Origin of the sequence: Pseudomonas sp. MWU12-2345, from assembly GCF_023242385.1 — a bacterium.
Lineage (GTDB): Bacteria > Pseudomonadota > Gammaproteobacteria > Pseudomonadales > Pseudomonadaceae > Aquipseudomonas > Aquipseudomonas gingeri_D.
Window position 1 is genome coordinate 314,903 of sequence record NZ_JALLJA010000001.1, and the last position, 23,073, is coordinate 337,975.

At 62.8% G+C, this 23,073-nt stretch carries 22 protein-coding genes; 10 read left to right on the forward strand and 12 right to left on the reverse strand.

Features of this window, described 5'->3' with window-relative positions:
- The first annotated feature begins 89 nt into the window (after nucleotides 1-89).
- Entirely contained in the window at nucleotides 90-1,004 is a 915-nt protein-coding gene (locus M5C71_RS01415) for a LysR family transcriptional regulator (protein WP_103495146.1), read from the forward strand.
- A 16-nt stretch (nucleotides 1,005-1,020) separates the two neighbouring features.
- Here the strand turns inward: M5C71_RS01415 and M5C71_RS01420 are convergent, their stop codons facing one another.
- The 3 genes from M5C71_RS01420 to M5C71_RS01430 form a co-directional block, all read right to left on the reverse strand.
- Nucleotides 1,021-1,794, reverse strand: coding sequence for a substrate-binding domain-containing protein (locus M5C71_RS01420; RefSeq protein ID WP_152739726.1), 774 nt, complete (start codon nucleotides 1,792-1,794; stop codon nucleotides 1,021-1,023).
- A 200-nt stretch (nucleotides 1,795-1,994) separates the two neighbouring features.
- On the reverse strand, nucleotides 1,995-3,293 hold the full coding sequence (locus M5C71_RS01425) for an MFS transporter (protein WP_103495148.1): 1,299 nt from the start codon (nucleotides 3,291-3,293) through the stop codon (nucleotides 1,995-1,997).
- A gap of 206 nt (nucleotides 3,294-3,499) precedes the next feature.
- Nucleotides 3,500-4,378, reverse strand: a complete 879-nt coding sequence (locus tag M5C71_RS01430) for a LysR family transcriptional regulator (RefSeq protein WP_248745931.1) — start codon at nucleotides 4,376-4,378, stop codon at nucleotides 3,500-3,502.
- A 244-nt stretch (nucleotides 4,379-4,622) separates the two neighbouring features.
- On the opposite strand from M5C71_RS01430, the gene M5C71_RS01435 reads away from it, so the two are divergent.
- The 3 genes from M5C71_RS01435 (at nucleotide 4,623) to M5C71_RS01445 (ending at nucleotide 7,630) form a co-directional block, all read left to right on the forward strand.
- A complete protein-coding gene (locus M5C71_RS01435; RefSeq protein WP_248767057.1) occupies nucleotides 4,623-5,936 on the forward strand; it encodes an MFS transporter in 1,314 nt (437 codons plus the stop codon).
- A gap of 154 nt (nucleotides 5,937-6,090) precedes the next feature.
- Complete coding sequence (phnN, locus tag M5C71_RS01440; RefSeq protein ID WP_103495151.1) at nucleotides 6,091-6,645, forward strand: phosphonate metabolism protein/1,5-bisphosphokinase (PRPP-forming) PhnN; 555 nt, start codon at nucleotides 6,091-6,093, stop codon at nucleotides 6,643-6,645.
- 253 nt (nucleotides 6,646-6,898) lie between these two features.
- Complete coding sequence (locus M5C71_RS01445; RefSeq protein WP_247263125.1) at nucleotides 6,899-7,630, forward strand: hypothetical protein; 732 nt, start codon at nucleotides 6,899-6,901, stop codon at nucleotides 7,628-7,630.
- Here the strand turns inward: M5C71_RS01445 and M5C71_RS01450 are convergent.
- Nucleotides 7,627-8,544: a LysR substrate-binding domain-containing protein gene (locus M5C71_RS01450; protein WP_248767058.1), complete on the reverse strand. Its 918-nt coding sequence runs from the start codon at nucleotides 8,542-8,544 to the stop codon at nucleotides 7,627-7,629. The two genes, M5C71_RS01445 and M5C71_RS01450, sit on opposite strands and share 4 nt — an antisense overlap.
- A gap of 143 nt (nucleotides 8,545-8,687) precedes the next feature.
- Here M5C71_RS01450 and M5C71_RS01455 point away from each other — a divergent pair, with 143 nt between their 5' ends.
- Both M5C71_RS01455 and M5C71_RS01460 read left to right on the forward strand, forming a co-directional pair.
- A complete protein-coding gene (locus tag M5C71_RS01455; RefSeq protein ID WP_248767059.1) occupies nucleotides 8,688-9,698 on the forward strand; it encodes an aldo/keto reductase in 1,011 nt (336 codons plus the stop codon).
- Nucleotides 9,699-9,787: 89 nt separating this feature from the next.
- A complete protein-coding gene (locus M5C71_RS01460; protein ID WP_103495155.1) occupies nucleotides 9,788-10,204 on the forward strand; it encodes an SRPBCC family protein in 417 nt (138 codons plus the stop codon).
- Between the two features lie 22 nt (nucleotides 10,205-10,226).
- Here M5C71_RS01460 and M5C71_RS01465 read toward each other — a convergent pair whose 3' ends face one another.
- Both M5C71_RS01465 and M5C71_RS01470 read right to left on the reverse strand, forming a co-directional pair.
- Nucleotides 10,227-11,621: a HAMP domain-containing sensor histidine kinase gene (locus tag M5C71_RS01465; RefSeq protein WP_248767060.1), complete on the reverse strand. Its 1,395-nt coding sequence runs from the start codon at nucleotides 11,619-11,621 to the stop codon at nucleotides 10,227-10,229.
- Nucleotides 11,599-12,282, reverse strand: coding sequence for a response regulator transcription factor (locus M5C71_RS01470; RefSeq protein WP_100943330.1), 684 nt, complete (start codon nucleotides 12,280-12,282; stop codon nucleotides 11,599-11,601). The genes M5C71_RS01465 and M5C71_RS01470 overlap by 23 nt, the downstream gene beginning before the upstream one ends.
- Before the next feature lie 317 nt (nucleotides 12,283-12,599).
- On the opposite strand from M5C71_RS01470, the gene M5C71_RS01475 reads away from it, so the two are divergent.
- Entirely contained in the window at nucleotides 12,600-14,219 is a 1,620-nt protein-coding gene (locus M5C71_RS01475) for a glucan biosynthesis protein D (RefSeq protein ID WP_248767061.1), read from the forward strand.
- Between the two features lie 166 nt (nucleotides 14,220-14,385).
- On the opposite strand, the gene msrA is transcribed toward M5C71_RS01475, so the two are convergent.
- The 3 genes from msrA to msrB are packed head-to-tail and all read right to left on the reverse strand — an operon-like array spanning nucleotide 14,386 to nucleotide 17,486.
- Complete coding sequence (msrA, locus tag M5C71_RS01480) at nucleotides 14,386-15,114, reverse strand: peptide-methionine (S)-S-oxide reductase MsrA (protein ID WP_103495160.1); 729 nt, start codon at nucleotides 15,112-15,114, stop codon at nucleotides 14,386-14,388.
- A 20-nt stretch (nucleotides 15,115-15,134) separates the two neighbouring features.
- Nucleotides 15,135-16,940, reverse strand: coding sequence for a cytochrome c biogenesis protein DipZ (locus M5C71_RS01485; protein ID WP_248767062.1), 1,806 nt, complete (start codon nucleotides 16,938-16,940; stop codon nucleotides 15,135-15,137).
- A 27-nt stretch (nucleotides 16,941-16,967) separates the two neighbouring features.
- On the reverse strand, nucleotides 16,968-17,486 hold the full coding sequence (gene msrB / locus M5C71_RS01490; protein WP_103495162.1) for a peptide-methionine (R)-S-oxide reductase MsrB: 519 nt from the start codon (nucleotides 17,484-17,486) through the stop codon (nucleotides 16,968-16,970).
- Nucleotides 17,487-17,645: 159 nt separating this feature from the next.
- On the opposite strand from msrB, the gene M5C71_RS01495 reads away from it, so the two are divergent.
- Both M5C71_RS01495 and M5C71_RS01500 read left to right on the forward strand, forming a co-directional pair.
- The gene (locus M5C71_RS01495) at nucleotides 17,646-18,362 is read left to right on the forward strand and encodes a response regulator transcription factor (protein ID WP_103495163.1); all 717 of its coding nucleotides are present in this window, start codon (nucleotides 17,646-17,648) and stop codon (nucleotides 18,360-18,362) included.
- Nucleotides 18,359-19,819 (forward strand): HAMP domain-containing sensor histidine kinase, encoded by a 1,461-nt coding sequence (locus M5C71_RS01500; protein WP_103495164.1) that lies wholly within the window; start codon nucleotides 18,359-18,361, stop codon nucleotides 19,817-19,819. Before M5C71_RS01495 ends, M5C71_RS01500 begins: the two co-directional genes overlap by 4 nt.
- Before the next feature lie 3 nt (nucleotides 19,820-19,822).
- Here M5C71_RS01500 and M5C71_RS01505 read toward each other — a convergent pair whose 3' ends face one another.
- The gene (locus M5C71_RS01505; protein WP_103495165.1) at nucleotides 19,823-20,410 is read right to left on the reverse strand and encodes a TetR family transcriptional regulator; all 588 of its coding nucleotides are present in this window, start codon (nucleotides 20,408-20,410) and stop codon (nucleotides 19,823-19,825) included.
- A gap of 133 nt (nucleotides 20,411-20,543) precedes the next feature.
- Nucleotides 20,544-21,131 (reverse strand): NAD(P)H-dependent oxidoreductase, encoded by a 588-nt coding sequence (locus tag M5C71_RS01510; protein ID WP_248767063.1) that lies wholly within the window; start codon nucleotides 21,129-21,131, stop codon nucleotides 20,544-20,546.
- 107 nt (nucleotides 21,132-21,238) lie between these two features.
- Here M5C71_RS01510 and M5C71_RS01515 point away from each other — a divergent pair, with 107 nt between their 5' ends.
- Nucleotides 21,239-22,144, forward strand: coding sequence for a LysR family transcriptional regulator (locus M5C71_RS01515; protein WP_103495167.1), 906 nt, complete (start codon nucleotides 21,239-21,241; stop codon nucleotides 22,142-22,144).
- Here M5C71_RS01515 and M5C71_RS01520 read toward each other — a convergent pair.
- Complete coding sequence (locus M5C71_RS01520) at nucleotides 22,089-23,012, reverse strand: LysR substrate-binding domain-containing protein (RefSeq protein ID WP_103495168.1); 924 nt, start codon at nucleotides 23,010-23,012, stop codon at nucleotides 22,089-22,091. The genes M5C71_RS01515 and M5C71_RS01520 overlap by 56 nt on opposite strands.
- Between the last annotated feature and the right edge of the window lie 61 nt (nucleotides 23,013-23,073).

The following is a 23,073-nucleotide window of genomic DNA, read 5'->3' on the forward strand; positions in this document are numbered from 1 at the left end:
CGAATAACGCGCATTCAAACTTAACTCATGCATCGAACTGGCAGACTCATGCGTTAAACTGATCAATCAGTTTCCGACGAGTAAGCCCGGTGGCCATCAACTTCGATTTGAACGACTTGCAGGCCTTCCGCGCCGTGGTCGAACAGGGCAGTTTTCGCAAGGCGGCCCAGGCCATCAATATTTCCCAGCCGGCGTTGAGCCGACGTGTCGACAAACTCGAGGAAGCCCTCGGTGTCCGGCTGTTCGAACGCACCACCCGGCGGGTCAGCCTGACCCAGGTAGGCCGGGCATTCGCGCCGACCGTGGAGCGTTTGCTGGACGATCTCGACCTCGCACTGCTGGGCATCACCGACGTGGCCTCGACCCGGCTCGGGCATGTCACGGTGGCGTGTGTGCCGTCGGCGGCCTATTACTTCATGCCCAAGGTGGTGGCTCACTATCACCGGCAATATCCGAAGATCAAGGTCAAGGTGCTCGACTCCAGCGCCAATGACGTGCATGCCGCCGTACTCAGTGGCGAAGCGGATTTCGGCTTGAGTTTCACCGGCAACCTGCAGGCGGAAATCGAATTCGAGTTATTGGTCGAGGAGCGTTATGTCGTGGCCTGTCGCCGCGATCATCCGCTGGCCGGGCGGGCCAGCGTGACCTGGACCGAGTTGTACCAGCAGGACTACATCAGCCTCGACAAGACCTCGGGCAATCGCTTCCTGCTCGACCAGGCGCTGGTGGGGATCGAGGCGCAGAAACCTGGGGTCTGTGAAACCCGGCACGTCACCACCATGATCGGTTTGGTGGAGGCCGGATTGGGCATCGCGGCGGTGCCGACCATGGCGATGCCAGTGGGCGACGAGCATCCGATTCTCACCAGTGTGCCGTTGGTCGAGCCGGAGGTGATGCGCAAGGTCGGGTTGCTCAAGCGCCGGGGACGGGTGCTGACCCCGGCGGCGCGGGAGCTGGAGCGGCTGATTGTCGAGATGAAACTGCCGCATACCAGCGGATCCTGAGCAAACCGGCGTGTGATCAATGAAGAACGGAATCCAGCCCGGTGGCCTTCACGGTGGCTTGGGCGGCCGGAGCGGCGAGGTATTCAAGCAGGGCCTTGGCCTGTGCCGGATGCTCGGCCCCCACCGGGATCCCGGCGGCAAAACGTGTCACCGACTGCACTGATTCCGGGATCTTGCCGACATAGGTCACCCCTGGCACCGGCAGCAGTTCGCTGACCTGCTGGAAGCCCAGTTGAAAGTCACCGGTTGCCACCACCGAGGCCACCGGGATCTTCGGCACCATGGTTGCCTTGGGCTTGAGCTGCGTTTCGATGCCCAGGCGCTTGAACAACTGATCCTGGATATACACGCCGCTGGCACTGTCGGAGTAGGCCACGGACTTGGCCTTGAGCAGCGTGTCTTTCAGTTCGGCTTCGGTGCCGATGGCCGGTTTGGCACTGCCTGCGCGTACCACCAGGCCGATCCGCGAATCAGCCAGCTCGACCCGCGAGCCGGGCAGGACCTTGCCTTGCTTGATCAACTCGTCGAGGGCGTAGCCGACCATGATCACTACATCGGCCTTTTCACCGCGTTCCAGCCGGTTGGGAATGGCTTCCGGGGCCTTGCCCATGGACGGGCCGAGAACGGTATCGAGGGTGTTGCCGCTGTCGGCGGCGAATTTCGGGCCGAGGAGCTTGTAGGCGGCGGTGAAGCCGCCGGAGGTCATCACACGGATTTCCTCGGCCTGGGCCGTCAGGCTGGCCAGGGCCAGGCTGCCGAGCAGGGCGAGCTTGAGAAACACTGCTTTCATCGGGATTCTCTTATTGGTATCGAATGGGCGAGGTTGGGTTCAGGACCCATGGGGTTGTGGTGCCTGTTCTGCCGCCTTCGCGGGCAAGCCCTGCTCCTACAGGTTCTCGGTCGACCAAAAGACTCTGGTTCGACACGGACATTGTAGGAGCAGGGCTTGCCCGCGAAGAGGCCCTTGAGGTCACCCCAAAAACACCAGGCTTACACCGCCGGCTGGAACTGCACCCTGGCCTTGCGATAGAGAAACAGCGTTGCGCACAGGGCACAGAGCGCGGCAAAGCTCATCCAGTAGCCCGGCGAGGCCTTGTCCCCGGTGTACTGGATCAGCGCGGTGGAGATCGCCGGAGTGAAACCGCCGAACACCGCGGTTGCCAGGCTGTAGGCCAGGGAGAAACCGGCCACCCGGACTTCCACCGGCATGATCTCGGTCAGGGCCGCAACCATCGCGCCGTTGTACATCCCGTAGAGGAACGAGAACCACAGCAGTACCAGCAACATGCTGGTGAACGTCGGCGCCTGGACCAGCAGCGACAGCGCCGGATAGGCCGTGGCCAGGGTCAGGCCGGACATGGTCAGCAGTACCGGACGACGGCCGATACGGTCGGAGAGGGCGCCGCCCAGGGGCAGCCAGCAGAAGTTTGAAACACCCACCAGCAAGGTCACCAACAGGCTGTCGGCGGTGCTCAGGTGCAGCACGGTCTTGCCGAAGGTCGGCGCATACACGGTGATCAGGTAGAAGGCGGTGGTGGTCAGCGCGACCATCAGCATCCCGGCAACCACGATGACCCAGTTCTGCGCCAGGGTGTTGAACACCTCGCGCATGCCCGGGCGGTGCTTGCGCTTGGCGAATTCCTCGGTTTCCGCCAGGTTGCGACGCAGCAGGAAGATAAACGGCACGATCATGCAACCGACCAGGAACGGGATGCGCCAGCCCCAATCGGCGACCACGCTGGCCGACATCCACTGGTTCAGCCCGTAGCCCAGGGCAGCGGCGATCACCACGGCGACCTGCTGGCTGCAGGACTGCCAGGCGGTGAAGAAACCCTTGCGCCCCGGTGTGGCGATTTCCGACAGATAGACCGAGACACCGCCCAGTTCGGCACCGGCGGAGAAGCCCTGGAGCAGGCGACCGATCAGGACCAGGGCCGGGGCCAGCAGGCCGATGCTTTCGTAGCCGGGCACCAGCACGATCAGGATGGTGCCGCTGGCCATGATCGACAGGGTGACGATCAGGCCTTTGCGCCGACCGACGTCATCGATATAGGCACCGAGGATCACCGCGCCGAGCGGGCGCATCAGGAAGCCGGCGCCGAATACGGCGAAGGTCATCATCAGCGAGGCGAACTCACTGCTGGCGGGGAAGAAGGCGGCGGCGATATAGGTGGCGTAGAAGCCGAACAGGAAGAAGTCGAACTGTTCGAGGAAGTTGCCCGAGGTAACGCGAAATACCGCGCCCGCCTTGGCACGGGCGGAACTGGCGGTCGGTGTTGTGGCGTGCATCGTGAAAGGTCTCCAGCATTTTTATGGCCTGCATCGCAGTGCAGATTTTTATTGGCCGGGATACTGGAGCAGCGCTATAGATTTGATAAGTGCATTTTTAGAATGGATTGATGCGTCCGGCGAATTAATACTAGATGTTTCCATGTGCCGCATGGCCAACAATGTGGCGAGCGGGCTCGGCTTGAGGTCTTCTTTGTGAGGTCGTCCTAGGCAAACCGCCTGACCATGAACTCGATAAAACTGCTCAACTTCGGCGTCATCTGCTTGTCCGGCAGATAGACCAGATGCAGCGGTCGATCCAGGGTCTCATGATCCGGCAACAGGTGTACCAGGCGCCCGTCCTTCAGGGCGTCTTCCACCAGCGTATGGGGTAGCAGGACAATGCCGATGCCTTCCATCGCGGCGTTCATCAACGCCGTGCCGTTGTTGGCCGAGAACTGTCCCTGCACCCGGACGCTTTCGCTGCTCACACCGTGGAACAACCAGTCACGTTGCGGTGTGGCCCGCAGGAATACCAGGCAGTTATGCTGCGCCAGATCCGCCGGCACCCGCGGTGTACCGTGGGCCTTCAAATACGCCGGCGAGGCGCAGGCAATGCGCCGGTTCTTGCTCAGCAGACGTCCCACCAGGCCGCTGCTGGGCAGTTCGCCGTAACGGAACACCAGGTCGAAACCGTCCTCCACCAGGTCCACCACCCGATCGTTGAACTTCAACTCGATATCCACTTCCGGGTAGGCCTTGAGGTAGGCGGCAATGGCCGGGATCAACCGGTCCGAGGCCAGGGTCGGCGACGCACTGACGCGCAATCGGCCGCGGGGATGGGCGCGTTGTTCCCGGGCAATCAATTCGGCCTGTTCGATCTGCCCAAGGATGGCCAGGCACTGGGTGTAATAACCCTGGCCGATCTCGGTCAGGCTCTGGCGGCGGGTGGTGCGATGCAGCAGGCGCGTGCCCAGGTGTTTCTCCAGGCCCTGGACATGGTTGCCGACCATGGTCGAGGAAATCCCGATGGATTGCGCCGCGGCGCTGAAGCTGCCGTGATCGACCACCTTGACGAAGACCTTCATGCTTGCCAGAACGTCCATTGCCAACCTTTTATTGGGAGTGATCCAAGAAAGTCCTAGTTTATCAAGTGAGGGTAGGGGATCACCATGGGCGCAGACGCCGCCTGAACCCGCGCTCGATATCGTACAGCCGTGGTTCAGCAAAACGTCGTCATCGGTATTTGGCAAAAAGCTATGATCCGCTCTGTACAGCGGGTTTCGGGGGTGTGCGATCAGCGGGTTATCGGGAATTTTCAGGCCGCGTTTATCGCGTCAGGTCAGTGGCATGTTTGCGATCCTGATCTCCATCGCCCTGGCCTCGCTGGACACCGCTATCGCCAATACGGCGCTGCCGGCCATCGCCACCAGCCTGCACACCACACCGGCTGCATCGGTGTGGATCATCAACGCCTACCAGCTGTCGGCGGTGGCGACCATCCTGGCCTTCGCCTCGTTCGGCGGCGTGATCGGCCATCGCAAGATCTACCTGTTCGGCCTGGTGTTGTTCACGGTGTCGTCGGCACTCTGTGCGATGTCGAGCACCTTGACCGAGTTGACCCTGGCCCGGGTCCTCCAGGGCGTGGGGGCGAGTGCGATCATGAGCGTCAACGCGGCGCTGATCTTCAGCCTGTTCCCGCCGGAAAAACTCGGCAAGGGCATGGGCCTCAATGCCCTGGTGGTGGGCATGTCGTTCGCCGCCGGGCCGACCGTGGCTTCGTTGATCCTGTCCGTGGCCACCTGGCCCTGGCTGTTCGGGGTGAATATTCCGATTGGCCTGATCGCCCTGGCCATGGCCATTCCGTCGCTGCCCCATACACCGCCCAACGGCCAGCGCTTTGCCTGGGGCACGGCCGGCCTGAGTGTCGTGACCTTCGGTTCGCTGATTTATGCGCTGGGGGAGGGCGCGCAGTTTGCTGGCGCGCTGCCGATCTGCCTGGCGCTGCTGGTCTGTGTCTGTGCCGGTGGCCTGATGCTGCGCCGCGAGGCCGGGCATCCGGCGCCGATGTTTCCGATCGATCTGCTCAAGCGCCCGATGTTTGCGCTGTCGGCCTTGACCGCCGTTTGCTCCTTCGCCACCCAGGGCCTGGCCTTTGTCTCGCTGCCGTTTTTCTTCGAGACGGTGTTGGGCCGTGATCCGGTGCAGACCGGCTACCTGATGACACCCTGGTCGGTGGTGGTGGCCTTGATCGCGCCGTTTGCCGGACGCCTGTCGGATCGTTACCCGCCGGGCTTGCTCGGCGGTATCGGCCTGGGGGTGCTGTCGCTGGGCATGTTGTCCCTGGCGATGTTGCCGGCGGATCCGAGCGCCCTGGAGATCGGCGTGCGCATGGTGATCTGCGGCCTGGGCTTCGGCTTCTTCCAGTCGCCGAACCAGAAGGCCCTGATGACCAGCGCACCCCGTGAGCGCAGCAGTGGTGCCAGCGGAATGATCGCCACTGCGCGCCTGCTCGGCCAGTCCACGGGCGCTGCGCTGGTGGCCCTGAGTTTTGGTTTGTCGAGCCACTCGGGGCCGATCCTGGCGCTGTATATCGGTGCCGGCTTTGCCGCCGTGGCTTGCCTGGCGAGCTTCTCCCGACTGGCGGCGCGCAACCCGGCTTGAGGCAGCTGCATTCGCCCGGCCCAGGCTGGGCGTTGCGGCTTGTCGAGCGGCCATGACCCCCTGCACCTTGTCCGTCTTCGAACAGCCTTGCGGCCAGTGCCATGATCGCCGCGAGTGTTGTACTGTGCGCGCGACAATGTGTGAGGGACTGTGGATGGCCGGCCGATTGATCTATCTCATCGGGCCTTCGGGCTCGGGCAAGGACAGTTTGCTCGATGCCGCCCGCGAACCCCTGGCCGCGCGTGGCTGCCGGATTGCCCGGCGGGTCATCACCCGTTCGGCCGAGGCGCTGGGGGAGGCGGCGCAGTCGGTCAGCGCCGAGCAATTCGCGACGATGCAGGCCCAGGGGGCCTTTGCCATGAGCTGGCAGGCCAACGGCCTGTGTTACGGCATCCCGCGCCTGGTCGACGACTGGCTGGCCGCCGGCCTGGATGTGCTGGTCAACGGTTCGCGGGGCTATCTGCCCCAGGCCCGCGGGCGTTATCCGGACTTACAGGTGATCCTGCTTACCGTGGACCAGGCGGTCCTGCGTGAACGGCTGCTGGCGCGGGGGCGGGAGAGCTTGCCGCAGATCGAGGCGCGCCTGGCGCGCAATGCCGAATTCACCGCCTCGCTGCTGGCGGCGGACGATCCTTCGCTGAACTTGCTGGATAACTCCGGCCCTCTTCGCCAAAGCCTGGAGACCTTGTTCAGACTGCTCGGGAAATAGTTGGTTTTTGCAAAGGTGCGCAGGATATATAGGACCTTTCTTATTGTCTTTTCCGTTTTTAAATAAACGGAAAATTCAGGTAATACATTGGCCTTTTTTTACCTCGTTGAATGGTATTCGGGACTGATATGTTGATTAAAAAAACCGGATCTTTAAACACGAGAGGTAGGCCGATATGGGTGTGGAGCAGGATAATTTTGCCGCGAGCTTGAAAGAACTTTCCCAATACAGTTTCAAGGTGGATAGCCTGATCATGGACACTGCCCTCGCATTGTCCGGATTGGTCCCCCATGGTGCGGGGGCCACCGTGGCGCCGCTGGTGGGGTCCTACAAGATGGGGCAAGCGTCTTCGGCCCTGGTGGATAATCCCTATTTCACGGTGAACGGTGTCTCGCGGCCTTCGCCCAAGACCAAGCACCTGTTACACCATCGTAAAGTGCGTAATTACGTGCAGTCTTTTACCGGGACGGCGGCATCACTCGGAAGCACGGTCTTGCCGGTCAACCCTTATGCGCTGATTCGCGATGGTAGTTCCGCCGGGGCTTCAATCGTGCACTTGTATCGTTTTGCTGAAATGGCCAGGAACTGTCGACAAAGTAGAACCCTGAGCCAGTGGTTTGAACTGTTGAAACTCATGAAAAGCCACAAGTTGTTCAATCGCGGCGTCGGGTTCAGCCTGGCGGCCATTCCCGGCGGGGTATCCCTGGCCGTCAGCATCCCGATCAAACTCGGTCTGCTGGTTAAAAACACCGGCGTGCTGGCCCAGGAGTCGGCGCTGTGCAAGGTCATTGCGATGGAGTTGCACTGGCGCGCCTATCAGGAACAGAGCCTGTTGAAAGGCAGTGGCAGCGGGCCGGCAACCGCCATCGTCCGTGAACTCATGACCCGGCGTGGCGTGATGGGCGGCTTTTCGCACAACTACCAGGCATTGATCCAGGAACCGGCCGGCTGGAATGCCTTCGCCGCCAAGATCATGGACATCTAGTCCGCCGCCGGCAGGTCGGCCTGGATCGCGTCCCGCACCAGCACTTCCCTGAAAGTCGCCACCAGCGGTCGCAGGTTGATCCGATGCCAGGCCGCCCACAAGGGCGTGGTGTAGATCATCCAGGGTAATTCCCGCAGCACCACGCCCTGGGGGGCGTTGTGTCGCAGGCTCTGCTGGATCATGGTCAAGCCCAGTCCCGCCGCCACCAGTCCCAGCGCCGTCAGCGGTTCATTGGCTTGCAACCGGACATTGGGATTGAATCCGGCCTTGATACAGGCCTGGACGAAATCGTCCTGTTTGCCGGTGCGCAGGGGATGCTGCACGGCAATCCATTCCTGCTCCAGAAAGTCCGCCGGACTCAACTCGCTCAGTTGTGCCAGCGGATGCCGTTCGGGCAGGGCCAGGAGCATGGGGTCGTTGAGCACGCGGGCGCTGTTCAGGTCCGGGTCATCTGCCGCCGGCGGCTCGCTGACCAGGGCGATATCGAGGCTGCGCTGGCGCAAGCCTTCCAGTTGCTGCGCCGAATTCAGGCTGTAGAGCGCGATATGCACATCCGGCCGCTCGACACGCAAGCTGCGCAGGGCCTGGGGCAGCACGCCCGAATGCATGGCGTTCTCGATGTAGCCGATGCACAGGCCGCCTTCTTCACCACGACCCAGTCGCCGCCCGAGGGACTCCAGCCGGTTGGCATGGGTCAGGAAGGCCCGGGTCTCGGCGAGAAAGGTCTGGCCGTCGGCGGTCAGGCGGATGCGTTGCAGGCTGCGTTCGAACAGGGTCAGGCCCAGGCGCTCCTCCAACTGGGCGATCTGCCGGCTCAGGGGCGATTGGGAAATATGCAGGCGCTCGGCGGCACGCCCGACGTGCTCTTCTTCGGCGACCGCCACGAAATAGCGCAGCTGGCGTAGATCAATCATGTCAGACCTTCCGGGACTCAAGTTGCGCAAATTATGTCTTGGACGGTCAAAAGTCTGCAACCTAGTATTGATCCCGACAGCGAGATCCGCGTCACCCCAGTGGGTGAGGCGGACTCATCATTTCCATTCAAGGGATCATTACGATGAGCATCAGAGACAAACTGCAGGGCACCATGGGTTTCGGCACCGCCCCGCTGGGCAACATGTTCCGCGCCATTCCCGAGGAAGAGGCCATGGCCACCGTCGATGCGGTCTGGGACCAGGGCGTACGCTACTTCGATACGGCGCCGTTCTATGGCTCGGGGCTTTCGGAAATCCGCCTGGGCGTGGCCCTGGCCAAGCACCCACGGGATCAATACGTGCTCAGCACCAAGGTCGGCCGGCTGGTGCTGGATGAAGTGGAAGACGTCACCGCCCGTGACCTGGGCGAAAAGGCCGGGGTCTTCGAGCATGGCCGTCCGAACAAGATGGTCAACGACTACTCGGCCGACGCTACGCTGCGCTCCATCGAGGGCAGCCTCGAACGCCTGAAGACTGACCGTCTGGACATCGTCTGGGTGCACGATATTGCCCAGGACTTCTACGGCGACGAATGGCTGGAGTATTTCAACCAGGCGCGCAAAGGCGCGTTCCGGGTGCTCAGCCGCCTGCGCGATGAGGGTGTGATCAAGGCTTGGGGCCTGGGGGTGAACAAGGTCGAACCGTGCGAGCTGACCCTGCAACTGGACGAAGCGCAGCCCGACGGCTTCCTGCTGGCCGGGCGTTACACCCTGCTGGATCACGAGCGGGCCCTGCAACGCTTGATGCCCGAGGCGCTGGCCCAGCAAGTCGATATCGTTGTCGGTGGTCCTTACAGTTCAGGAGTGCTGGCCGGCGGCACGCATTTCGAATATCAACCGGCATCGTCACAAATCATGGCTAAAGTTGAACGGATAAAGACCATCGCGCAACGCTTCGGGGTGAGCCTCAAGGCGGCGGCCTTGCAGTTCTCCCTGGCCAACCCGGCCGTGGCGGCGGTGATTCCCGGCGCCAGCCGGCCAGGGCGGATCGCCGAAGATGTGGCGGCCTTGCGCGAGCAGATTCCGCAGGCGTTCTGGCAGGCGTTGCGTGATGAAGGGCTGGTGGCGGGCAATGCGCCGTTGCCGCTGGTCTGAAACAAAAAAACGGTCCGGTAACGTCGCTGGCGTCAGAGCCTCCAGCGTCGGGATCGGACCGGCTACCCACTTATCCCTGGAGATTATTCATGGCCGCAACATCCGTCACCCTCGAAATCGGTGCGCCACCGGAGCAGGTCTGGCAACTGATGGGTGGGTTCGACTCCCTGCCTGACTGGCTGCCGTTCATTCGTCAAAGCCGCCTCAGCGAAGGCGGGCGTGTGCGCAGCTTGCACACGGCGGACGGCGTGCGGATCGTCGAACGCCTGGAAGCGTTCGACAATCGCGCCCGGCGCTACAGTTATTCCTTTATCGAGCAGCCCTTCCCGGTGGCCGACTACCTGGCCACGATGCAGGTCCGCGAAGGCAATGATCCGCACACCTCGATCGTCGAGTGGGCGGGAATCTTCACCCCGACGGGCGTCAGCGAAGAGGAAGCGGTGGAGCTGTTCCACGGGATCTATGCCGACGGCCTCGCGGCCTTGAAGGCCAATTTCCCGGACTGAACCCAAGGCTTGGCCCTTGGCTTCAGTCCACGGTGATCAGGCTGTCCCGGCAATTGAGGATCAAGCGCGCGCCGGCCTGTTCGCTGCTGTCGATGTCGAGGGTGAAGCCGTGCAGGTTGACGATGGCGGCGACAATCGACAGGCCGAGGCCGAAGCCGCCGTGCTGGGCGCCTTCGTCGCAGCGATAGAACCGCTGGAACACCGCTTCGCGCTCGGCCACCGGGATACCGGGGCCGGAGTCGAGGACTTCGATGCGGGTACTGCCCGCATCAAAGCTCGCCTTCAATACCACTTCACCGCCCGGTGGAGTGAACTTGATCGAATTACTCAGCAGGTTGGCCAGGGCTTCGAACAACAAGGCCCGGTCGCCGGTGATCGCTGGCAGTGTCTCGGGCACTTCGAGGCGCAGGTGGATCTCCGCTTCCTCGGCCAGCGGCAGGTAGAAATCATGCAGCTCGTGCAGCAACGGCAAGGGATCCAGCACCAGGAAACCGGAGCGCCGTTGATGGTCTTCCAGCTCGGAAATGCGCAACAAACCGCGAAAACGCGCCATCAAGGTATCGGTCTCGGCAATCACCCCATCCAGTTGCAAGGACTCGGGCGAACCGTCGACGGTCTGTTGCTGGATCCGGTACAACTGGGCGCGCAAACGGGTCAACGGGGTGCGCAGGTCATGGGCGATGTTGTCGCAGACGCCCTTGACCTCGTGCATCAGCCTCTCGATCCGGTCGAGCATGGCGTTGACGATCGCCGCCAGCATATCCAGCTCGTCGCGGCGGTTCGACAGCGGCAGGCGATGGCCCAGGTCGCCGGCGATGATCGACTCGGCGCTGGCCTGGATCGCCCGTATCCGTCGGATCGGTCGGCGACGCAACAGGTGCCAGCCGGCAACGCCGGGCAGGATGGTCAGTGATACCGCCCAGAACAGGGCGTGGAGAATAATCCGGGTTACGCCGAACAACGAGCCGTTGTCGCGTACCAGCACCAGCCAGCGTCCGTCGTGGGTCTGGGTGGCCACCGCGTCGCAACTGTCCTGGGGCAGGTTGGGGTCGTCGGAGTCGATGCAGTCCGCCAGCTCATGGATCCTGCCGTCCAGGGGCAACTCGGCGGGGATTTCCTGGATCGGTCCGCTCAGGTGCAGTTTCTGCTCGTTGAACAGGCCGTAGGCGTCGACCCCGCGCATGTCGAAGGTCATGCTGGTGGTCAGCGCTTCCATCAGCGGTTGGCCCTGGAAGCGCGAAAACAGGTGCTGGCGTTGCATCAACGAGTGGCGGGCGAGGGTACTCAGGTAACCGGAAACTTCGTAGTACAGCACCCCCATCAGGCTGCAGCTCCACGCCACGAACAGGAAGCTGTAGAGCGCCAGCAGCCTGCTGGTGGAGGAGCGCCAACCTCTAGAGGGGTTCGGCAATGACATAACCCGAGCCTCGCACGGTACGGATCAGCGGTGCCAGGCCCTGACTGTCGATTTTCTTGCGCAGGCGACCGATATGGACGTCGATCAGGTTGGTGCCAGGGTCGAAGTGATAACCCCAGACTTCCTCGAAAATCATCATTCGCGAGAGGATCTGCCCGGTGTTGCGCATCAGGAATTCCAGCAGCTTGTATTCGGTGGGCAGCAAGCTTAACAGTTGATCGGCCCGGGAGGCTTCGCGGGTCATCAGATTGAGCTCGAGATCGGCCACCCGCAACGAGGTTTCGAATTCCCGTGCCGGGCTCTTGCGTCGCAGCAGCACTTCGACCCGAGCGGCCATTTCGTCGGAGGCGAAGGGCTTGGTCAGGTAATCGTCGCCGCCGGCGCGCAGGCCGCGTACGCGTTCGTCGACATCGGAGAGGGCGCTGATCATCAGGATCGGCGTGGCCACCCCGATGGTTCGCAGTGTGGTGACGATGGCCAGGCCATCGAGCTCCGGCAGCATGCGATCCAGGGTAATCAGGTCATAGTCACCGCTGACGGCGCGAACCAGGCCTTCACGGCCATTGTCGACCCAGTCGACTTCAAGCCCGTGGCTGCTCAGTTCTGCCACTATTTCCTTGGCGGTTACAGCATCATCTTCGATGGTCAGGATGCGGGTCATGGGTTGCCTCGACGGACCTTCAAAACAAGTGGGCAAGTGTGCCAAGAAGCGCATGAAAACATTCTGAACAAATCTTCATGCGCCTCGGGCAGCCATTAACAAGGTGCCTCGGGTCTACCAGAGAGGCTGGAAACATATAGCCACACCTTGGCTGAATAAAGGCTGTCAGTAAGTTTTCTGTAGGATGTTGCGAACCGTCACCGGGATTTGCTATCTGTTACCTGTAGCCGCATTCGTTCGCAGTCTTGAACGAGCGCTTCTTTTGATCCGGCGCCCAAGGGTTCCGGATGTCCGGCAGCTCCTGTACAGGTCTTTTTATGCACCGCCGCAATCTTCTGAAAGCTTCCATGGCCCTGGCGGCCTATACCGGCCTGTCGGCCAGCGGTCTGTTCGCGGCCCGGGCGCTTGCCGCCACCGCGGATGGCGAGATAGAACACTTCGACTTCGAGACACTGCAGGTCCACGCGAAAAAACTCGCCGCGAAGAACTATGTCAGCACCCGCCAGGTGTTGCCGCAGTCCCTGGCGGACATGACCCCGCAGCAGTTCAACGCCATTCAGTACGATGCCCGGCACTCGCTGTGGAACGAGCTCAAGGGCCAGTTGGACATGCAATTCTTCCATGTCGGCATGGGGTTCAAGCAGCCGGTGCGCATGTACAGCGTCGACCCGCAGACGCGCCAGGCCCGCGAGGTGCATTTCCGCCCGGCGTTGTTCAACTATGCCCGCAGCGGCATCGACCCGTCGCGCCTCAAGGGCGACCTGGGATTCTCCGGCTTCAAGCTGTTCAAGGCCCCGGAAATCGACCAGCACGACATCGTCTCGTTCCTCGGCGCCAGCTACTTCCGGGCTGTGGACAAGACCGGGCAATACGGCTTGTCGGCGCGGGGGCTGGCGATCGATACCTATGGGAAGAAGCGCGAGGAGTTTCCCGACTTCACCCATTTCTGGTTCGAAACCCCGGACAAGGACAGCACCCGCTTTGTGGTCTATGCCTTGCTCGATTCGCCGAGTGCCACCGGTGCCTATCGCTTCGATATCGATTGCCAGGCCGAGCAGGTGGTGATGGCGGTCGATGCCCATATCAATGCGCGTACCGCCATTGAGCAGTTGGGCATCGCGCCGATGACCAGCATGTTCAGTTGCGGCACCCATGAGCGGCGGATGTGCGACACCCTTCACCCGCAGATCCATGACTCTGACCGCCTGGCCATGTGGCGCGGTAATGGCGAATGGATCTGCCGGCCGCTGAACAACCCGGCGACCTTGCAGTTCAATGCCTTCGTCGACAAGGACCCGAAGGGCTTCGGCCTGGTGCAGACCGACCATGAGTTCGCCAGCTACCAGGACACCGTGGACTGGTACAGCCGGCGTCCGAGCCTGTGGGTCGAGCCGACCACGGCCTGGGGCGAGGGCTCCGTCGACTTGCTGGAAATCCCCACCACGGGTGAGACCCTGGACAATATCGTGGCGTTCTGGACACCCAAGGAACCGGTGGCGGCGGGGGCTTCGCTGAATTACGGCTACAAGCTGTATTGGAGTGCGATGCCGCCGGTGGGCACGCCGTTGGCACGGGTGCACGCGACCCGTTCGGGCATGGGCGGCTTTGTCGAAGGCTGGGCGCCGGGTGAGCACAATCCCGAGGTCTGGGCCCGGCGCTTTGCCGTGGACTTTACCGGCGGAGGGTTGGAGCGTCTGTCCCTGGGGGCCGAGATCGAGCCGGTGGTGACGACGTCCTGCGGTCAGGTGAAGGATATCGATGTCCTCAAACTGGACGAAATCAACGGTTATCGGGTGACGTTCGACTGGTACCCGAGTGACGATCGGGTCGACCCGGTGGAACTGCGGCTGTTTATTCGCACCCGTGACCGCACCTTGAGCGAAACCTGGCTGTACCAGTATTTCCCGCCGGCTGCGGACAAGCGGCGCTATACCTGATAAGAAGGTCTGAAACCGAACACGGTCCCTGTAGGAGCTGGCTTGCCAGCGATGAGGCCCTTGAGCCTTGCAGCGCCCATCCGGACGCCATTGCCGGCAAGCCGACTCCTACAGGTGCCGTGGCGTTTTCAATATCTCATTACGGGCATTGGGATTGCCGCAGCCATCAGTTGACGTTCGGCACCAACACCGGATCAGCCCGATACAGCTGCGGTTCCATACGCTTGAGGTTTTCCACCTTCGGCAGATCGTTGACGGCGATATACGGCGCGTTTGGGTGCAGTGTCAGGTAGTTCTGGTGATAACCCTCGGCCGGATAGAAGACCTTGCCGTCCTCGATCCGGGTGACGATTGCCGCCGGAAATGCCTTGGCGGCATCCAACTGGGCGATATAGGCCTTGGCGATGGTTTCCTGTTCGGCATTCATCGGGAAAATCGCCGAGCGATACTGCGTACCGCTGTCCGGCCCCTGACGGTTGAGCTCCGTCGGGTTATGGGCCACCGAGAAAAACACCTGCAGCAGTTGCCCATAAGTGACCTTGCTCGGGTCATAGGTCACCTGCACCGACTCGGCGTGTCCGGTCGAACCTTCTCCCACCGATTCGTACTGGGCGGTATTCGCCGCGCCGCCGGTATAACCCGACACCGCATTCTCGACCCCCCGCACATGCTGGAACACCCCCTGGACGCCCCAGAAACAGCCGCCGGCAAACACCGCCGTGGCCTTGCCGCTGGCGCCGGCCGCTTGATCCAGCGCCGGCGGGGCGATCTGCACCGCATCCTCCGCCGACCAGGCCAGGCGCTGGAATATCAGCACCGACAGGGACAGGGTAGCGATCCCGGCGAGTATCAGCAGCGGAGACCTGGTTTTTTGTTGCAGGATTGGCTTGCTCATGGTGTTTATCCTTGTGGCGATCAACCGAAGGTAAAGGCGTAGGCTTGTACGCCGGGATCGAGAAATTCGATGGAGAAGGTGTGTTCGCTGACGTCCCCGGCCTGGCGGACCAGTTGGTACAGACGCTGCTCGGTCACCTTGCCTTCGCCGTTGGCGTCGGTATCGGTGCCGTGGTTGGCGCCGGGCATGGCGCCGTCGATACGCACCTTGAAGCGCACCGGCTTGCCATCCGACGCCGGGCCCAGCACCAGGTGCAGGTCACGGGCGTGGAAGCGATAGACCACCTGGCCCGGGGCCTGGTTGAGCGTCACTTGTTCGGCATGGGCGGTCCATTGACCGTCCAGGCCCCACTGGTTCAAGGTCGGTTGCTTCGGTGCGACGTAGTTTTTCTGATGGTCGGCCACCTGGTCGCCCGGCGAGGCGAAGTTCTCGGCGCGGTCATAACCCAGGTAGGTTTCCGGCGATTTCACTTCGGCTTCGTCGGCGGCCTGCATCACGCCCTGGGCCTGGGCACTGACCATGCCGCCGGAGACGTTCTGGTGGCCGGCTTCTTTCAGCAACTGCTGGATCACCTGTTCGGAGCCTTCGTAGTCGCCTTCGCCGAAGTGGTGATAACGCACACGACCCTGGGCATCGACGAAGTAGTGGGCTGGCCAGTACTGGTTGTTGAAACCGCGCCAGATGGCATAGTTGTTGTCGATGGCCACCGGGTACTGGATGCCCAGCTTGCCGACGGCCTGGCGGACGTTGTCGATATCGCGTTCGAAGGCGAACTCCGGTGCATGCACGCCGATCACCACCAGGCCCTGGTCGTGGTACTTCTGCGCCCAGGCGTTGACGTAGGGCAGGCTGCGCAGGCAGTTGATGCAGGAGTAGGTCCAGAAGTCGATCAGTACCACCTTGCCCTTGAGTTCGGCGGCGCTCAGCGGTGCGGAGTTGAGCCACTGCACTGCGCCCGACAGGTCCGGCAGGGTACCCTCCACCGGCAGCGCACGTTCCGCGCCACCGGTCTTGGCCGCCATCGCCATCATGCTGCCGCTCGGCTGGCCGGCGTCACTGTTGACCGCCGCCATCATGGCGCCACCCTGTTCCGGGGCTTTCTTCGGCGTCAGGTTGTCGAGCAGCTTCTGTTCGAGGCCCGAGGTGGCGACCGTGGACACCCGGGTCAGGATGCCGGTGTCCAGGCCCAGGGCAATGGCGACCACGCCGATCAGCATGGCCGCACCCAGGCCGCGACGCAGCCATTGGCCGGTGCCGAGGTTGCGCTTCATCGCGCTGAACAGCTTGCCACCGATCAGCAGCGCGCCGGCCAGGGAGGTCGCGGCACCGGCGGCGTAGGCCAGCAGCAACAGGGTGGTGCCGATGTTCGCGCCCTGCAGGGCGGCACCGGTGAGGATCAGCCCGAGAATTGGCCCGGCGCAGGGCGCCCACAGCAGGCCGGTGGCGATGCCGAGTACAAAGGACGAGCGCGCGCTGGGCGAGCCGTCATGGCTTTGCGCCGAGCGTGACAGCCGATCACCGGCCGCCACCAAGGGTTGGGTCAGGCGTTCGGCCAGGTGCGGGAACAGCAGGGTAATAGCAAAAAACGCCATCAGCGCCATGGCCAGCCAACGGCCGTACTGGTTGGCCTGCACCACCCAGCCACCGCCGACCGCCGCCAGGGTCGCGACCAGGGCGAAGGTCAGGGCCATGCCACAGAGCAAGGGCAGGCCGCTGCGCCGGAACGGCTCGCCGGAGCGGGCGAAGACGAACGGCAGCACCGGCAGGATGCAGGGGCTGAGGATGGTCAGAAGACCGCCGAGGTAGGCCAGGATAAGCAGGAACATGATGGAATCCTTGTCGAAACGTGGGAATCAGGCCGCGCCGGGGGCGAAGGTCATGGCGACACCGTTCATGCAGTAACGCAGACCGGTGGGCTGCGGTCCGTCGGGGAAGACATGGCCCAGGTGGCCGCCGCAACGGTGGCAATGCACTTCGGTCCGGGAGACGCCGAAGGAGGTGTCGCGGCGGGTGGCCACGGCGCTTTCCAGCGGTGCGGTGAAACTTGGCCAGCCGGTGCGGCTGTCATATTTGGCGGCCGACGAAAACAGCGCCAGGCTGCAGCCGGCACAGGCGAACACGCCGGCGCGGTGCTCCTCATTGAGGGCGCTGCTGTACGGCCGCTCGGTGCCTTCATGGCGCAGCACTTCGTATTGCTCATCGCTGAGCATCGATTTCCACTCGGCGTCGGTATGGCTGACTTCGAAGGTCTCGCCGGTGTCGGCCGAACGACTGCCGCTGCCGAAGGTGGCGCCGACGGCGCGCCAGTCGAACAAACCGGCGGCGAGGAGGGTGGCGGCACTGGAAACAAGAAAGCGTCTTCTGGAGGACATGGCGTCGCGTCCACGGTGATTGATCAGGCTTTCATTGTTGAGCGGCGGGGGTCGCCAAATCCTCCCGTAAACTTAACTTATTTGTGAACATTGCCTCTTGGCGATCCGGCACAATGATTCAGGCGTCGTTTTCGCCGATTACCAGCACAAAGGTTGCCCATGGATTCACCCAAACGCATTCTGATCGTCGAAGATGACCTGCACCTGGCGGATTTGCTGAGCCTGCACCTGCGGGACGAGGGGTATGAGGTCACCCACTGCGCCGACGGCAACCTGGGCCTGGCGCAATTGAGCAAGGGCTCCTGGGATGCGCTGATCCTCGACCTGATGCTGCCGGGCGTCGATGGCCTGGAAATCTGCCGGCAGGCGCGGGCCATGGCGCGCTACACCCCGATCATTATCACCAGTGCCCGTTCCAGCGAGATGCACCGGGTGCTCGGGCTGGAACTGGGCGCCGACGATTACCTGGCCAAGCCGTTCTCGATGCTGGAACTGGCGGCGCGGGTCAAGGCCTTGCTACGGCGGGTCGATGCCCTGGCCAAGAGCCTGAAAATCGAGGCCGGGACCCTGGAGCAGGGCGGCCTCAGCCTTGATCCGCTGAGCCGTGAAGCCTGGGTCGACGGCAAGTCCCTGGACCTGACCCCACGGGAATTCGACCTGCTGCATTTCTTTATGAAAAACCCCGGCACCGTGTATTCGCGCATGGACCTGTTGAATCAGGTCTGGGGTTACCAGCACGACGGCTATGAACACACGGTCAACACCCATATCAATCGCCTGCGGGCCAAGATCGAAGTCGACCCGGCGCAACCCGAGCGGATTCTCACGGTCTGGGGTCGCGGCTATCGTTTCTCGCCGGTGAGTCGCCCGTCATGAACCTGACCCTTTCCCAGCGCCTGTCCCTGGCTTTTTCCATCCTGCTGCTGGCCTGTTGCGGGGCCTCGGTGTGGTTGCAGGTGCGGGCCAGCGACATGCATGAAAAGGAAGTGGTCCAGGGTCTGTCCCGGGACCTGGCCCAGAGCATTGCCCTGGACAATCGGCTGGTGGGCACCGAAGGCCTGACCATGGAGGGCGTGCGTGCGCTGTTCGGCCAGTTGATGAACGTCAACCCGAGCGTGGAAGTCTATCTGCTCTCACCCAGCGGCAAGATCACCGGCGATGCCGCGCCCCAAGGCCACCTGCGCCGCGATCACGTCGACCTGGCGCCGATCCGCCGCCTGCTCGACGGCCAGCCGCTGCCGATCCTCGGTGACGACCCGCGCAGCGATGACGGGCGCAAGGTGTTCAGCGCGGCGGCCTTGCGCGGTGGCGGCAAGGAACTGGGCTATCTGTACGTAGTCCTCCAGGGCGAAGAGCATGATCGCCTGGCGGCCCAGGTGTCGGCCAGTTCGGTGCTGCGCACCACCTTGTGGGCCATGAGCCTGGTGGCTCTGTTGGGGCTGATCGCCGGCCTGATCGCCTTCCGCCTGATCACCCGTCCGCTGCGCCGCCTGACCGAGACCATGCGTGACTTTGATACCGATGCCGCGCCGGCGCAGTTGCCGGTGTTGTCCCGGTCCGGAGCCGGGCGTCGCGATGAAATCGAGGTGCTGGAAGCCAGCTTTGCCCAGATGGCCACGCGCATCGGCGAACAGTGGCGCAGCCTGACCCAGCTCGACCAGGATCGTCGCGAGCTGGTGGCGAATATTTCCCATGACTTGCGCACGCCCCTGGCGTCCTTGCACGGCTACCTGGAAACCCTGTCCCTCAAGGACGCGGTGCTGGCACCGGATGAGCGTCGACGTTACCTGGGGATCGCCCTGGCCCAGAGCAGCAAGGTCGGGCAACTGGCCCAGGCGCTGTTTGAACTGGCGCGCCTGGAGCATGGCGCGGTGCGGCTGCAGGTCGAGGATTTTTCCCTCAGCGACCTGATCCAGGACGTGTTCCAGAAGTTCGAACTGATGGCCGAGACCCGCCAGTCGAAGCTGCTGGCGGTCTTGCCCCGTGGGGCGTCGATGGTCAGCGCGGACCTGGGGATGATCGAGCGGGTCCTGACCAACCTGATCGATAACGCCCTGCGCCATACCCCCGAAGGCGGCACCATCGAGGTGGCGCTGACCCATGGCCGCGGCAAGCTTCAGGTCACGGTCAGCGACACCGGGCCGGGGATTGCCCCGAGCTTGCTGGAAAACCTGTTCCGCCGGCCGTTCAACCAGGACGGCGACCGGCGTTCCGGCGGCCTGGGGTTGCTGATTGTGCGGCGCATCCTGCAATTGCACGACAGTCAGATTCGCTTGTTGTCGATTCCGGGCAAGGGCGCGGTGTTCTGTTTCGAACTGACGGCGGTGGGCTGATTTTCAGCTCGCTTCGGCCAGCAGGAAATCCCTGGCTGCTGTCAGGAACTCGTCCGATAGTGCCTGGCCCCGGGTCGAACGGGCCAGGGTCAGGGCGCCGACCAGCAGCGCCTGCTGCACCAGGGCTTTTTGCCGGACCTGCGGGTCGTCGGTACCCAGCAGTGAGGCGTAGGTGTCGAGCAGTGTCTCCAGGCCCTTGACGTAGTTGCGATGCAGCGCGGTCCCGGGGTCTTCATGGGCCAGGTCGCCGCAGAAGGCCGCCACCGGACAGCCTTCGCCCGGCGTGTCGCGATGTTTCGTACTGAGGTAGTGCTCGACAATGGACTGGCGCGCCGCTTCGCCGTGGCCCAGGGTCTCGGCCTTCTGCCGCCAGCGCTCGGTCGACTGCTGGAAGCTGCGGCTGCAGGCCTCGGCGGCAAGGGCTTCCTTGGACTCGAAATGCCCATAGAAACCGCCATGGGTCAGGCCGGCGGCGCCCATCACCTCTACCAGGCTCAGACTTTTCAGACCGCGCTCACGAAACAGCCGCGCGGCGGCGTCGGTGATGCTTTCGCGATTGAGTTCGGCCTGTTTGCGCGAGACGCGGGGCATGGGGGGGCTCCTGAAGGGATGCGGTGATTGGCTTAGCATCCTTCAGATTATAGATTGTTGTAAACATCTATCTGTTCTTTTCCATACCTTGGACGACTTCCTTGTCATGAGTGGCAGGTGGCATGAACAAGGCTTATCGAGTGTTGAACACCTGCTCCAGATGTCGCTTGTAGCGCAGCTGGTCGTTCTCATGTCCGGGGTTTTTCACGACGTCGAAGCAGGCGAAGGTCGGCAGCGCTTGCAGCCCGATCAACTGATGAGCCTTGTGGAACGGGAAGTAGACGGCATCGATATCCTTGCCTTCAAAAAAATCATCTTCGGCTTCAAAAGCGTGCCTGGGGGCGTTCCAGGTTGCCGAGATCATGTATTTGCGACCCTGCAGCAGCCCTCCTGAGCCATAACCAAGGGAGGGGGTTTCAGCGCTGCGCCCATCGCTGGCATAGAGCTGGCCATGGCCCACGGTGAAGACTTCGTCGATGTATTTCTTCAGTGTCCAGGGCGCGCCCATCCACCAGGCCGGCATCTGATAGATGATTGCATCGGCCCAGAGGAACTTGGCGACTTCTTCCTCCTCCCGGTAACCCTCTGTCAGGTGGGTGGAACGGACCTCGTACCCGGAGTGGGTCAGCAGTCTGACCGCGGTGTCATGCAGGCTGCGGTTCAAGTCGCCTTTGGCAAAGGCATAAGGGGTGCCGGCGTTGATCACGAATATCTTGTCCATCACGGTGCTCCAGTTGAGTAGGAGTAGACGATAGCGATGAACATCGACTGGAAAAATGGTTTGTAGATCCGTTTAGAATGGACTCTGGAGTCATTAATGGGGTGGGTATGGACAGTCTGAGTGCAATCGGTGTGTTTGTGCAGGCCGCCGAGGCCCGCAGTTTCGTGGCGGCCGGACGCTTTCTGGGGATTTCGGCATCGGCGGTCAGCAAGAGCATGGCGCGGCTGGAGGAAAAGCTCGGCGTGCGCCTGTTTCATCGCAGCACCCGGAGCATCGCGCTAACGGGCGAAGGGATGCTGTATCTGGAGCGCTGCAAGCGGGTACTTGGGGAGTTGGACGCCGCTAACGCCGAGCTGTCGCAGCTATCGTCGATGCCCCAGGGGCGGCTGCGTATCAGCCTGCCGATGATCGGCAAGCCCTTTCTGCCAGTCTTTACCCAATTCCAGCGACGCTATCCGGATATCCAGCTCGACCTGGAGTTTACCGACCGGGTGGTGGAAGTGATCGAGGAGGGGTTCGATGCGGTGATCCGGACCGGGGAACCCAAGGATTCCGGGCTCAGTGCCAGACCGCTGGGGGGCTTTCGGATGCTGGTCGCCGGTTCACCGGCCTATTTCTCCCGGCGCGGGGTTCCACTCACGCCTGCGGATCTGTGGGCCCATGCCTGCATTCATTTTCGTTACCCCCTGACCGGCAAGCTGCAGAGCTGGATGCTGTCGGGGGCTGGAGAGGACGCCGAAGCGGGGTTGCCCTGTTCGATGGTCTGCAATGCCCAGGATGGTCGAACGGCTTTCGCGGTTGAGGGCCTGGGGCTGATTTACGTGGCGGATTTCCTGATTGCGCGGGAGCTGGAAAATGGTGAACTGATTACCGTGCTGGACAGCTTCACCCAGGAAACCGGTCAATTCAATGTACTGTGGCCCTCAGGTCGGCACGTGGTGCCCAAGCTGCGGGCGTTTATTGACTTTCTGCAAGAGCACCTGCCGTTTCCGAAGTCAGCGACCGGGGCATGATGATATTCAACTCTTCTCCGAGGAAGCTTTGCAGCGCCTGGACCGCGGCGACCTGGACCGCCGGTACCCGGCGGACATAGAGGGCGAAATCGACGATGGGCGGCGCCGGCAGGCCATCGGCCGGGCCCAGTACACGCATGCTTTCGCTGCGGATATTGCCTTCCAGCAACACCGTGATGCCCAGGCCGGCCTCGACCGCCGACTGTACCGCCGGCAGGCTGGTGCTGCTGCAGACCACGCGCCAGGGGATGTTCGCCCGCTTGAGGATTTTCACCACCTGGCCATGCCACAGGCAGCCACCGCCAAAGGTCACCAGGGGCAGGCTCTGGGTGCTCAGGTCGGCGGGTAGGGCCAGGCCGCGAGCCCCGACCCAGAACAACGACTGGGTCCAGCAGGCCTGGGGCTGGGCAGTGATCGCCGAGGCGTCACCGATGATCACATCCAGGGTACCGTCCGCCAGCTTGGCGGACATGGCCACGCTGCTGTCGATCACGATTTCCAGGGAAATGTGTGGATAGGCTGAGGAGAAGCGCCGTAGCGCCCGGGGCAGGCTGCCCACCGCAATGTCTTCGAGCAGACCCAGGCGCACGGTGCCGGCGATCTGGCTGGCGGACAAGGCCCGTCGGGCATCGGTCCCGGCGCCAAGAATGCTGTGGGCGTAAGGCAATAGCAGGTGGCCGGCCTCGGTCAGGCGCAGGCCCCGTGGCGAGCGGTCGAACAGGCGGCGTTCGAGGTCTTCCTCCAGCCGCCGCAACTGCATGCTGACCGCGGCCTGGGTGCGTGCCAGGCGCCGGGCGGCCGTGCCCACCGCACCGGTTTCGGCGACGGTGACGAAGGTTCGCAACAGACTGCTGTCGAGATCGCGCATTATCAATATTCGTGAAGTCTGGATAAGAAATATCAGCTTATTTGAAGTCTCTGCGACTGGC

Bases quoted from the DNA above. Each gene is read 5' to 3' on its own strand.
- M5C71_RS01420 (WP_152739726.1), bottom strand. From the start codon at position 1,794: ATGAAAGCAGTGTTTCTCAAGCTCGCCCTGCTCGGCAGCCTGGCCCTG.
- M5C71_RS01425 (WP_103495148.1), bottom strand. From the start codon at position 3,293: ATGCACGCCACAACACCGACCGCCAGTTCCGCCCGTGCCAAGGCGGGC.
- M5C71_RS01430 (WP_248745931.1), bottom strand. From the start codon at position 4,378: ATGGACGTTCTGGCAAGCATGAAGGTCTTCGTCAAGGTGGTCGATCAC.
- M5C71_RS01435 (WP_248767057.1), top strand. From the start codon at position 4,623: ATGTTTGCGATCCTGATCTCCATCGCCCTGGCCTCGCTGGACACCGCT.
- phnN (WP_103495151.1), top strand. From the start codon at position 6,091: ATGGCCGGCCGATTGATCTATCTCATCGGGCCTTCGGGCTCGGGCAAG.
- M5C71_RS01445 (WP_247263125.1), top strand. From the start codon at position 6,899: ATGGACACTGCCCTCGCATTGTCCGGATTGGTCCCCCATGGTGCGGGG.
- M5C71_RS01450 (WP_248767058.1), bottom strand. From the start codon at position 8,544: ATGATTGATCTACGCCAGCTGCGCTATTTCGTGGCGGTCGCCGAAGAA.
- M5C71_RS01455 (WP_248767059.1), top strand. From the start codon at position 8,688: ATGAGCATCAGAGACAAACTGCAGGGCACCATGGGTTTCGGCACCGCC.
- M5C71_RS01460 (WP_103495155.1), top strand. From the start codon at position 9,788: ATGGCCGCAACATCCGTCACCCTCGAAATCGGTGCGCCACCGGAGCAG.
- M5C71_RS01465 (WP_248767060.1), bottom strand. From the start codon at position 11,621: ATGTCATTGCCGAACCCCTCTAGAGGTTGGCGCTCCTCCACCAGCAGG.
- M5C71_RS01470 (WP_100943330.1), bottom strand. From the start codon at position 12,282: ATGACCCGCATCCTGACCATCGAAGATGATGCTGTAACCGCCAAGGAA.
- M5C71_RS01475 (WP_248767061.1), top strand. From the start codon at position 12,600: ATGCACCGCCGCAATCTTCTGAAAGCTTCCATGGCCCTGGCGGCCTAT.
- msrA (WP_103495160.1), bottom strand. From the start codon at position 15,114: ATGAGCAAGCCAATCCTGCAACAAAAAACCAGGTCTCCGCTGCTGATA.
- M5C71_RS01485 (WP_248767062.1), bottom strand. From the start codon at position 16,940: ATGTTCCTGCTTATCCTGGCCTACCTCGGCGGTCTTCTGACCATCCTC.
- msrB (WP_103495162.1), bottom strand. From the start codon at position 17,486: ATGTCCTCCAGAAGACGCTTTCTTGTTTCCAGTGCCGCCACCCTCCTC.
- M5C71_RS01495 (WP_103495163.1), top strand. From the start codon at position 17,646: ATGGATTCACCCAAACGCATTCTGATCGTCGAAGATGACCTGCACCTG.
- M5C71_RS01500 (WP_103495164.1), top strand. From the start codon at position 18,359: ATGAACCTGACCCTTTCCCAGCGCCTGTCCCTGGCTTTTTCCATCCTG.
- M5C71_RS01505 (WP_103495165.1), bottom strand. From the start codon at position 20,410: ATGCCCCGCGTCTCGCGCAAACAGGCCGAACTCAATCGCGAAAGCATC.
- M5C71_RS01510 (WP_248767063.1), bottom strand. From the start codon at position 21,131: ATGGACAAGATATTCGTGATCAACGCCGGCACCCCTTATGCCTTTGCC.
- M5C71_RS01515 (WP_103495167.1), top strand. From the start codon at position 21,239: ATGGACAGTCTGAGTGCAATCGGTGTGTTTGTGCAGGCCGCCGAGGCC.
- M5C71_RS01520 (WP_103495168.1), bottom strand. From the start codon at position 23,012: ATGCGCGATCTCGACAGCAGTCTGTTGCGAACCTTCGTCACCGTCGCC.